Raw genomic sequence first — 10,502 nt, 5'->3', positions numbered from 1 at the left:
GCCCCGCGTGACCGGCGCGAGCGCCCACGCCCGCCCGGGCTCCTCCGCGAACTCCCTCGGCTGCACCCCGGGCAACCCCACCGGCGCGGGCGGGCGGGGCGCCGGTGCCCCGCACCGGCGCCCTGCCGACTCCGTCGACCACGCGAGATGCCCCGCCAATCACACGAAATGCCTCACGAATCACGCGAGATGCCTTCCGGATCACGCGAGTTCCGCTTTCAGACACGCGAGTTACGGGGCTGCTCACGCCGGTTCCGGACTCGATCACGCCAGTCCCGGGTTGCGCACGCGAGGGGCCTTCCGCTCAGGTGCGGGTCGCTGCCGAGGGGGTTCTGCGGCGCTGGGCCTGCTCCAGCAACGCCAAACCCGTGGTCTCGCCCTGGTGGTTCCCCGTCTCGCGGAACACCCGCAACGCCCGGTCGCACACTCCGCGCGCCTGGACCGGCTCGCCCGCCTCCAGCAACGTCTGGCCGATGCCCAGCAACGCGTACGCGCTGCACCTCTCGTCGTCGAGTTCCTCCAAAATGCTCAAGGCCAACCTCAAGCACGTCAACGATTCCGACAGCCGTCCCGTCTCGCGGTGCAGCGTGCCCAGCTCCGTCAGGACCTTCGCCTCCCGGTGCGGGTCCTCGATCTCGCGCGCCAGCTCACGCGCGCGGCGCAGCCACGTCTCCGCCTCGGCGAACGAGCCCAGCAACGCGTACGTCGAGCCGATCGAATTGCGCATCTGGGCGACGCCGCTCCGGTCGTCCGCGCGCTCCAAGCCCGCCAAGGCACGGCGGTAGAAGCCGAGGGCCTCCCGGGGACGCTCGCGCACCCGGGCCACCGTGCCGAGGCCCGCCACCGCCAGTGCCTCGCCCCGGATGTCGCCCAGTTCGGCGAACAGCTCCGCCGACCGCCGCATGTCCTGGGACGCTTCTTCGTATTCGTCGTGGTACAGGCGGACCTGGCCGAGGCCGCGGGCCAGCACCGCCGCTCCCGCGCGGTTCCCCGCCGCCTCGGCCGCCGACAGCGCCGTCAGGTGGCTGCGTCGCCAATCGTCGTACGCCCCGCGCAGGTCGTAGAACGGGACCGCGGCCGCCGTCAGCTGCCAGGCCAGCTCGTCCAGGCCCGCCTCCGCCGCGAGCTGGACCGCCGCCGCCAGGAGCTTGCGCTCCGCCGTGAACCAGCCCAGCGGGTCGGCCACCAGGCGGTCCGGGACGGGCCCCGCGGCCACCGCCGGTCCGGTCATCGCGCCGAACGCCGGTGGGAGGGCCGCCGCCGCGGTCTTCGCCAGCGCCAGGAGCACCGACAGCACCCGGGCGAGCGTCTCCCGGCGGGCCGGAAGTGGTTCCTCCGCAAGGAGTTCCGTCGCGTAGCAGCGCAGCAGGTCGTGCAGCCGGTACCGCGGGTGCCCGCTCGAATCCCGCCCGGTCAGCGAGACCAGGTTGGCGTCGACGAGCACGTCGAGGACGTCGTGCGTGCCCATGCGGTCCAGCAGCGCGTCGACCACCCAGCTCGGGAAGTCCTGCGCGCCCAGCACCGCCGACCGGCCGAACGCCGTCCGCGCGGACGGCGGCAGCTGACGCAGGCTCAGCTCGAAGCTCGGCCGGACGCCGAGATCGCCGACGCGCAGCTCGCTCAGCCGGCTCGATTCGTCGGCCAGCCGGTCGTGCAGGGTCCGCAGGCTCCACGCCTGCCGCCCGGCCAGCCGCGCGCCGGCGATGCGGATCGCCAGCGGCAGGTACCCGCAGCACCGGACGATCTCCGCCGCTTCGGCCGGTTCGCCGTCCACCCGGTCCGGCCCCGCCAGCTCGGCCAGCAGCCGCGCAGCCTCCCGCTCGCCGAACACGGGCAGCTCGACGTGCTTCGCGCCCGCCAGCTCGGGCAGCCGTCCGCGGGTCGTGACCAGCACGGCGCACCCGGCATCGGCGGGCAGCAGCGGGCGGACCTGCGCGGCGGCCGCCGCGTCGTCCAGCACCAGCAGCGTCCGGCGTCCGGCCAGGCGTGAGCGGAACAGTGCCGCCCGCTGGCCCAGCCCGGGCGGCACGGTGTTCCCGGTGACGCCCAGTGCGTGCAGGAAGTCGGCGAGCACCTCGGCCGGGTCGCGCGGCGCGCCCGTGCCGGCGAGGTCGACGTAGAGCTGGCCGTCCGGGAACCGGTCCGCGAGGCCGTGGGCGACGTGCATGGCCAGCGCCGTCTTGCCGGTGCCGGGCGCGCCGGTGAGCACCACCGGTGCGGGTCCGGGCAGCGGGTCGCCGGTGAGGATCGCCGCCTGCAGGGTCCGCAGCTCCGGCCCGGGTTCGACGCCGAGTTCGGTGACGAGCCGCTCGCGAGCGGTCGCGTACGCCTGCAGCGCTTCGGCCCGGCGGCCCGCGCCGGCGAGCGCGAGCAGGTACTGCTGCCAGAGCCGCTCGCGGTACGGGTGTTCGGCCAGCAGCACGGTGAGCTCGGCGATCGCCGGGTCGTGCCGGCCCAGCCGAACCTGCAGCGCGAGCCGTTCCTCCACGGCGGCCAGCCGGTTCTCGACGAGCCGGCCGAGCTCGGCGTCCCAGGCGGCCGCGGTCGGCAGGTCTTCCAGGGGGTCGCCCCGCCACAGCGCTTCTGCCTCGGCCAGCAGCGTCAACGCCGTCTCGGGCGAGCCGTCCTCGGCCGCGCGGGCGGCGTCGCCGACGAGCCGGGCGAACCGGTGGGCGTCGACGTCGCCGGGGTCGACGACCAGCGAGTACCCCGGGTCGTGGGTGCGCAGAGCGACGCCGTCGGGCAGCAGCCGGCGCAGCCGCCACACGTACGTCTGCAGGTTGGCGGTGGCCGACGTCGGGGGATCACCGCGCCACAGCGTGTCGATCAGCTGCCCGGGCGAGACCGTCCGGTTCGCGTTGAGCAGCAGGTGGGCGAGCAGGACCCGCTGCTTCGCCCCGCCGAGGGGCACCGCCCGCCCGCCGACCGTCACGGTCAGCGGTCCGAGCAGGTGAAACCGCACTTCAGGCCCCATCGCGCGCTCCCGTTCCCACGGCCGCCCCCAGGCGGAACTTCGCAGCCGGACTGTAACCGGACGACACCGCGGTCCGTGGGTAATTCGCGTACATCCGGGACAGCGGAAACCCGGATGTCACTCGTCTGCCACCGCGGGGTTGCTTTGCGAGCAAGAGTGAGTGTACAGTCACTCACATGACGAAACGCGGTGCCACGCTCTCCACCTCCGACGCCCGCCGGGACGCCGTCGTCGACGCGGCCATCGCCGAGTTCGCCCGCGGCGGCTACCACAGCACGCCGATCAGCGCGGTGGCCGCCCGGGCCGACATCTCCCCCGCGTACGTCTTCAAGTTGTTCCCCGGCAAGGTTTCCCTCTTCGTCGCCGCGCTCGACCGGTGCTACGAACTCGTCGTCCACGCACTCTCGAACGGCGCCGCCCGCGTCGAAGACGCCGATCCGGGGAAAATCCTGTACGAGATGGGCGACGCCTACGCGGAGCTGATCTCCGACCGCAACCTGCTGATGCTGCAGGTGCACGCCCAGTCGGCCGCCGACACCCCCGAGATCGCCGACGCCGTCCGCCGCGGGCTGGCCAAGGTGACCGAGTTTGCCCGGTCGCGCTCCGGCGCGGCCGACGACGAGGTGCAGCGATTCGTCGCCTACGGGCAGCTCTGCCACCTGATCGCCACCCTCGACCTCGACGAGCACACCGGCGAGTGGGCCGCCGTGCTGTCCGCCGGCATCCGCCACCCCGGCAAGAACTGAAAACCCCGGCCCGCCCAGGGCCGTTTTTCTCGCCCGTCGAGTGATTGACCAGTCACTCACACCACGAAAGGAAGCACCATGAACGTCACCGAGATCGTCCTCCCCGGCCTCGTCGAGCCGGACGGCCTGCGCGTCGAGCACCGCGAGCTGCCGCCCCTGGGCGCCGGCGAAGCCCTGATCCGCGTCGAGGCCAGTGGAATCTCGTTCGCCGAACAGCAGATGCGGCGCGGAAAGTACTACGACCAGCCGCCGTTCCCCTTCGCCCCCGGCTACGACGTCGTCGGCACGGTGCTCGAAGCCGAGGACCCCGCCCTGATCGGCCGGCGCGTAGCCGCCCTGACCAAGATCGGCGGGTGGAGCAGCCACCTCGTCCTGTCCGCCGCCGACCTCGTCCCCGTGCCCGACGCCCTCGACGCGGCCGAGGCCGAAACCTTCGTGGTCAACGGCATCACGGCGTACCAGATGCTGCACCGGTGGGCGAAGGTGAAGGCCGGCGGCACGATCCTGGTCCACGGCGCGAGCGGCGGCGTCGGCACCACGCTCGTGCAGCTCGCCCGCGCGGCCGGGATCAAGGTGATCGGCACCGCGTCGGCCCGCAACCTGGACGTCGTGACCGCGCTCGGCGCCACCGCCGTGGACTACCGCGGCGACGTCCCGGCGCGGGTGCGCGCGCTGGCGCCCGGCGGGGTCGACGCCGTCTTCGACCACGTCGGCGGCCCCGGCATCGTCGATTCGTTCCGCCTGCTCGCCCCGGGCGGCGCTCTAATCGCCTACGGCAGCGCGTCGACCGTGAACACCGGTGGCAACCCGAAGCGCGCCGTGCTGAAGCTGGTCGCCCGGCTGCTGTGGTGGAACACGGTGCCGAACCGGCGCCGGGCGCACTTTTACAACGTCTGGGGCGGCAAGCGGAACCTCACCCGGTTCCGCTTGCGCCTGGCCGAAGACCTGACGGCCGTCTTCGAGCTGGCCGCGAAGGGACAGCTCAAGGCGCAGGTGGCCGCCCGGATTCCGCTGACCGAGGCCGGGAAAGCTCTGGCGCTGGCCGAATCCGGCACGGTGACCGGCAAGGTCGTGCTCGTCCCCTGAACGCACCGAAGGCCACCACGGCGAGCGTGGTGGCCTTCGGGCTCGCGGATCAGTCCGTGCCGAACTCCATCGCGGCGTTGTCGAGCAGCTCGACGTCGTCGGCCTTGCCGCGCGAGGCGATCGCCTCCGCGCCGCCCTCGGGCATCGCGCCGATGAGCCCGGTCGACGCGGCCTGGGCGGCGCCGATCAGCTTCGGGTTCGAGCCGCCGACCATGCCGAGGCTCGCGTACTGCTCCAGCTTCGCCCGCGAGTCGGCGATGTCCAGGTTGCGCATGGTCAGCTGGCCGATCCGGTCGACCGGGCCGAACGCCGAGTCCTCGGTCCGCTCCATCGACAGCTTGTCCGGGTGGTAGCTGAACGCCGGGCCGGTCGTGTCGATGATCGAGTAGTCCTCGCCGCGGCGCAGCCGCAGGGTGACCTCGCCGGTGATCGCGGTGCCGACCCAGCGCTGCAGCGACTCGCGCAGCATCATCGCCTGCGGGTCCAGCCAGCGGCCCTCGTACATCAGCCGGCCGAGCTGCCGCCCGTGGTTGTGGTAGCTGGCCAGGGTGTCCTCGTTGTGGATGGCGTTGACGAGCCGCTCGTAGGCCGCGTGCAGCAGCGCCATGCCGGGCGCCTCGTAGATGCCGCGGCTCTTGGCCTCGATGATCCGGTTCTCGATCTGGTCGGACATGCCCAGGCCGTGCCGGCCGCCGATGGCGTTGGCCTCGAGGACGAGGTCGACGGCGGTGGCGAACTCCTTGCCGTTGATCGTCATCGGCCGGCCCTGCTCGAAGCCGATCGTGACGTCCTCGGCGGCGATCTCGACCTCGGGGTCCCAGAAGGCCACGCCCATGATCGGCTTGACGATCTCGATCCCGGTGTCCAGGTGCTCGAGCGACTTGGCCTCGTGCGTGGCGCCCCAGATGTTGGCGTCGGTCGAGTAGGCCTTCTCGGTGCTGTCGCGGTAGGGCAGGTCGTGCGCGACCAGCCACTCGGACATCTCCTTGCGGCCGCCGAGCTCGGTGACGAAGTCCGCGTCGAGCCACGGCTTGTAGATGCGCAGGGAGGGGTTGGCCAGCAGGCCGTAGCGGTAGAACCGCTCGATGTCGTTGCCCTTGTAGGTGGAGCCGTCGCCCCAGATCTGGACGTCGTCCTCGAGCATCGCGCGCACCAGCAGCGTGCCGGTGACCGCGCGGCCGAGCGGGGTGGTGTTGAAGTAGCTGCGCCCGCCGGTGCGGATGTGGAACGCGCCGCACGTCAGCGCCGCGAGCCCCTCTTCGACCAGGGCTTCCTTGCAGTCGACGAGCCGGGCGATCTCGGCGCCGTACTGGCCGGCGCGCCCGGGCACCGAATCGATGTCGGGCTCGTCGTACTGGCCGATGTCGGCGGTGTAGGTGCAGGGGACCGCGCCTTTGTCGCGCATCCACGCGACCGCTACGGAAGTGTCGAGGCCACCGGAGAAGGCGATACCGACACGCTCGCCGACGGGCAGGGAAGTGAGCACCTTGGACATGCGAATGATTATGCACGGCGATGCATCGTCGTGCAATCCGGGGTGCCTCGGCTCACGGATAAGGCGTTGACGAGGGTGGTTCGGTGCTCACATGGGCCGGATGCACGCCGACGAACACGCCATCGACACCGCTTTGGTCCGGCGCCTGGTGGACGGCCAGTTTCCCGCGTGGGCCGACCGGCCGATCACTGCACTGGCTTCCGGCGGCACGGTCAACGCCGTGTACCGCCTCGGCGCCGACCTGACGGTCCGGCTCCCGCTGACCGCGGGCGGCGCCTCGGACATCGCGAAGGAACGCCGGGCCTTGAGCGCGCTCGGCGAGCTGCCGGTGGCGGTCCCGCCGGTCGTCGCGGTGGGCGAACCGGCCGAGGGGTACCCGTGGCCGTGGGCGGTGCACGGCTGGCTCGACGGCTCACCGGCGCTCGAAGGCCGGGAAGCGCCGGCCCGCGACTTGGCGGAGTTCGTCCTTGCGCTCCGGGCGAACCGCGCGGACGGTCCCCCGGCCTACCGCGGGCAGTCGCTGTCCACTGTGGACATGGCCACCCGCCGGGCGATCGACGAGCTGAGCCGCACCGACGAGGTCTTCGACCCGGCCGCGGCCCTCGCCGTCTGGGCCGAGGCGCTCGCCGCTCCACAATGGACTGCGCCGCCGAGCTGGGTGCATGCGGACCTGATGCCGAGCAACCTCTTGCTGCGCGACGGCCGCCTGAGCGGGGTCCTCGACTGGGCGACCGCGGGCCTCGGCGACCCGGCATGCGACCTGATCCCCGCCTGGAACCTGCTGACCGCAGCCGGCCGCGAGATCTTCCGCGACGCCGTGGGCGCCGACGACGCGACCTGGGAACGCGGCCGCGGGCGAGCGTTGTCGATGGCGGTGATCCAGCTGCCGTACTACCGGCACACGAACCCGGTGATCTCGGCCAACGCCCGGTACGTGCTCACGGAGCTGGGCTGCCGCCCGGCCCCGTGAGCACACGGTTCAGCTCGGCAGCAGCGCCGGGGCCGTGAGGCGGGTGGCGTTCGCCGCCGCGTCGTCCGGGGCTTCCTGGGCCGAGCGCTCCGCCTCCACCCGGGCCAGGTAGTTCGCCACCTCGCGGTCCGTGCGGTGCGCGTCCCAGCCCAGCAGCGGGGCCATGAGGCCGGCCACGACGGGCGCCGCCGCCACGCCCCGGTCGCGTTCCTCGATCGAGATCCGCGTCCGCCGGGTCAGGACGTCCTCCAGGTGCAGCGCACCCTCGTGGGAGACCGCGTAGACGGCCTCCACGCGCAGGTACTCCGAGGTCTCCGTGATCGGTTCCCCGAGCGAAGGCTGCTCCTCGATCAGCTCGAGGAGGTTCCAGATCCGCGTGCCGTACCGCTGCAGCAGGTGCTCGACGCGGGTCAGCGGCAGTCCCGACTTCGCGGCCACGCCGAACCGGTCCTCCCACAGCTCGTGGTAGCCCTCGGCACCGGCGATCGGGAGCCGGTCGGTCCACGACGGCGGGGCCGGGCGGCCGAGCTCCTCGACCGCGACGTCGACCGCGTCCGCGGCCATCACCCGGTACGTCGTGTACTTGCCGCCGGCCACGATGACCAGGCCCGGCACCGGGTGCGCCACCGCGTGCTCCCGCGACAGCTTCGTCGTCGCGGCCGCCTTCGCCGCCAGCAGGGGGCGGAGACCGGCGTACACGCCCTCGATGTCGTCGTGCGTCACGGGGGTACGCAGGACGGCGTTGAGGTGTTCGAGCACGTAGTCGACGTCCGCGCGGCTCGCCGCCGGGTGCTCGCGGTCGAGGTCCCACTCGGTGTCGGTGGTGCCGACGAGCCAGTGCTTGCCCCACGGGATCACGAACAGCACGCTCTTCTCGGTGCGCAGGATCAGCCCGGTGTCCAGGTCGATCTTCTCCCGCGGCACCACGAGGTGGATGCCCTTCGACGCGCGCACGGTGAACGGCGTGGGGATCCCGGCCGCCTCCGCCATGTCGTCGCTCCACACGCCGGTCGCGGCCACCACGGTGCGCGCCCGGATCTCGAACTCGATGCCGCTCTCGCGGTCGACCACCTTCGCGCCGACGACCCGCTCGCCGTCGCGAAGCAGCGAAGTCACGCGAGCCCGGGTCAGGACCGAAGCGCCCTGCTCGGCGGCCGTCCGCGCGATCGTCATCGTGTGGCGGGCGTCGTCGACCTGGGCGTCGTAGTACTGGATCGCCCCGATCAGCGCGTCGTCCGCGAGCGCCGGCGCGACCTTGAAGGCGCCCCGCTTGGACAGGTGCCGGTGCCGCGGCAGCGCGCGGGCGCCCCCGAGGGTGTCGTACAGCGTGACGCCGGCGCCGATGTAGCCGCGCTCCCACACCCGGTGCTGCAGCGGGACCAGGAACTTCACCGGCCGCACCAGGTGCGGGGCCAGCGTCTGCAGCAGCAGGCCCCGCTCCTTGAGCGCCTCGCGGACCAGCTTGAAGTCCAGCTGTTCCAGGTAGCGCAGCCCGCCGTGGATCAGCTTGGACGACCGGCTGGACGTGCCGGCGGCGAAGTCGCGGGCCTCGACCAGCGCGGTCGACAGCCCCCGGGACGCGGCGTCGAGCGCGACGCCGGCCCCGGTCACTCCCCCGCCGACGACGAGCACGTCGACCTCTTCGTCCACCAGCTTCCGCAACGTTTCCGCGCGGTACTGCGGGGAAAGCGCTGTCACGGTGTTCCTCCTCCTGCTCACTGCACGTCGACCCAGTCGAGCGTGCGGCCAACGGCCTTCTGCCAGCCCGCGTAGCCTTCGGCGCGCTGCTCGTCGCTCCACGACGGCGTCCAGCGCTTGTCCTCGTTCCAGTTCTGCTCGAGCTCGTCGGTCGACTTCCAGAAGCCGACGGCCAGCCCGGCCGCGTAGGCGGCACCGAGCGCGGTGGTCTCGGCCACGACCGGCTTCGACACCGGCACGCCGAGGATGTCCGCCTGCAGCTGCATGCACAGCTCGTTGGCGGTGACGCCGCCGTCCACCCGCAGCACGTCCAGCGTGACGCCGGAGTCGTTCTGCATCGCCTCGACGACGTCGCGGGTCTGGTAGCAGATCGCTTCCAGGGTCGCCCGCGCCAGGTGGGCGTTGGTGGTGGCGCGGGTGAGGCCGACGATCGCGCCGCGGGCGTCGGAGCGCCAGTACGGCGCGAACAGACCGGAGAACGCCGGGACGAAGTAGATGCCACCGTTGTCCTCGACCTGGCGGGCCAGACTCTCGCTCTGGGACGCGCCGCTGATGATGCCCAGCTGGTCGCGCAGCCACTGCACCGCGGAACCGGTGACCGCGATCGAGCCTTCCAGCGCGTAGACCGGCTTGTCGTCGCCGAACTGGTAGCACAGCGTCGTGAGCAGGCCGTGCTTCGAGCGGACGAGCTCCTGGCCGGTGTTCAGCAGCAGGAAGTTGCCGGTGCCGTAGGTGTTCTTGGCCTCGCCGGGCCGGAAGCAGACCTGCCCGACGGTGGCGGCCTGCTGGTCGCCGAGGACGCCGGTGATGGCGACCTCGCCGCCGAGCGGGCCGTCCGCGCGGGTGGTGCCGAAGCCGGGGTTCGACGACGGCCGGATCGCCGGGAGCATCCGGCGCGGGACGTTGAAGAACGACAGCAGTTCGTCGTCCCAGTCCAGCGTCTCGAGGTCCATCAGCATGGTGCGGGAGGCGTTGGTCGGGTCGGTGACGTGGACGCCGCCGTCCGGGCCGCCGGTGAGGTTCCAGATCAGCCACGAGTCGGTGGTGCCGAAGAGGGCGTCGCCCTTCTCGGCGTCCTCGCGCACGCCTTCGACGTTCTCGAGGATCCACTGCAGCTTGCCGCCGGAGAAGTAGGTGGCGGGCGGCAGGCCGGCCTTGCGGCGGATGACGTCGCCCTTGCCCTCGCGCTCGAGCGCGGAGGCGATCCGGTCGGTGCGGGTGTCCTGCCAGACGATGGCGTTGTGGTACGGGCGGCCGGTGCGGCGGTTCCACACGACGGTGGTCTCGCGCTGGTTGGTGATGCCCAGCGCGGCCAGGTCGCCGACGGTCAGGTTCGCCTTGTTGAGCGCGGTCGCGATGACCGAGCGGGTGCGTTCCCAGATCTCGGTGGCGTCGTGCTCGACCCAGCCCGGCTTGGGCAGGATCTGCTCGTGCTCGAGCTGGTGGCGGGCGATCTCGTTGCCGCCGTGGTCGAAGATCATGAAGCGGGTGCTGGTGGTGCCCTGGTCTACGGCGCCGACGAAGTCCGGCATG

7 protein-coding genes are annotated in these 10,502 nt (G+C 72.3%); 3 read left to right on the top strand and 4 right to left on the bottom strand.

All coding sequences use genetic code 11. The features are described from left to right. Nucleotides 1-304: 304 nt before the first annotated feature. Nucleotides 305-2,974 (bottom strand): AfsR/SARP family transcriptional regulator, encoded by a 2,670-nt coding sequence (locus tag ISP_RS23630; protein ID WP_230468905.1) that lies wholly within the window; start codon nucleotides 2,972-2,974, stop codon nucleotides 305-307. 176 nt (nucleotides 2,975-3,150) lie between these two features. Here ISP_RS23630 and ISP_RS23625 point away from each other — a divergent pair, with 176 nt between their 5' ends. Next, a complete protein-coding gene (locus tag ISP_RS23625; protein WP_013226262.1) occupies nucleotides 3,151-3,720 on the top strand; it encodes a TetR/AcrR family transcriptional regulator in 570 nt (189 codons plus the stop codon). 78 nt (nucleotides 3,721-3,798) lie between these two features. Continuing rightward, nucleotides 3,799-4,806 carry a medium chain dehydrogenase/reductase family protein gene (locus ISP_RS23620; RefSeq protein ID WP_013226261.1) on the top strand — a complete coding sequence of 336 codons (1,008 nt, stop codon included), beginning with the start codon at nucleotides 3,799-3,801 and terminating at the stop codon, nucleotides 4,804-4,806. Between the two features lie 49 nt (nucleotides 4,807-4,855). Here ISP_RS23620 and argG read toward each other — a convergent pair whose 3' ends face one another. Then, entirely contained in the window at nucleotides 4,856-6,301 is a 1,446-nt protein-coding gene (gene argG / locus ISP_RS23615) for an argininosuccinate synthase (RefSeq protein WP_013226260.1), read from the bottom strand. A 91-nt stretch (nucleotides 6,302-6,392) separates the two neighbouring features. Between argG and ISP_RS23610 the strand changes: the two genes are divergently transcribed. Next, nucleotides 6,393-7,271: an aminoglycoside phosphotransferase family protein gene (locus ISP_RS23610; RefSeq protein WP_013226259.1), complete on the top strand. Its 879-nt coding sequence runs from the start codon at nucleotides 6,393-6,395 to the stop codon at nucleotides 7,269-7,271. Between the two features lie 9 nt (nucleotides 7,272-7,280). On the opposite strand, the gene glpD is transcribed toward ISP_RS23610, so the two are convergent. Both glpD and glpK read right to left on the bottom strand, forming a co-directional pair. Continuing rightward, nucleotides 7,281-8,969 carry a glycerol-3-phosphate dehydrogenase gene (gene glpD / locus ISP_RS23605; protein WP_013226258.1) on the bottom strand — a complete coding sequence of 563 codons (1,689 nt, stop codon included), beginning with the start codon at nucleotides 8,967-8,969 and terminating at the stop codon, nucleotides 7,281-7,283. Between the two features lie 17 nt (nucleotides 8,970-8,986). Beyond that, nucleotides 8,987-10,501, bottom strand: coding sequence for a glycerol kinase GlpK (gene glpK, locus ISP_RS23600; protein WP_013226257.1), 1,515 nt, complete (start codon nucleotides 10,499-10,501; stop codon nucleotides 8,987-8,989). Nucleotide 10,502 lies beyond the last annotated feature (1 nt).

It is taken from the genome of Amycolatopsis mediterranei (assembly GCF_026017845.1).
GTDB classification, from domain to species: domain Bacteria; phylum Actinomycetota; class Actinomycetes; order Mycobacteriales; family Pseudonocardiaceae; genus Amycolatopsis; species Amycolatopsis mediterranei.
The sequence above is the reverse complement of the archived record's forward strand: the minus strand, read 5'-3'. Positions and strand labels throughout refer to the sequence as shown.

Coding starts and splice junctions, on each gene's coding strand:
- ISP_RS23630 (WP_230468905.1), bottom strand. CDS start 2,974: ATGGGGCCTGAAGTGCGGTTTCACCTGCTCGGACCGCTGACCGTGACG.
- ISP_RS23625 (WP_013226262.1), top strand. CDS start 3,151: ATGACGAAACGCGGTGCCACGCTCTCCACCTCCGACGCCCGCCGGGAC.
- ISP_RS23620 (WP_013226261.1), top strand. CDS start 3,799: ATGAACGTCACCGAGATCGTCCTCCCCGGCCTCGTCGAGCCGGACGGC.
- argG (WP_013226260.1), bottom strand. CDS start 6,301: ATGTCCAAGGTGCTCACTTCCCTGCCCGTCGGCGAGCGTGTCGGTATC.
- ISP_RS23610 (WP_013226259.1), top strand. CDS start 6,393: ATGGGCCGGATGCACGCCGACGAACACGCCATCGACACCGCTTTGGTC.
- glpK (WP_013226257.1), bottom strand. CDS start 10,501: ATGCCGGACTTCGTCGGCGCCGTAGACCAGGGCACCACCAGCACCCGC.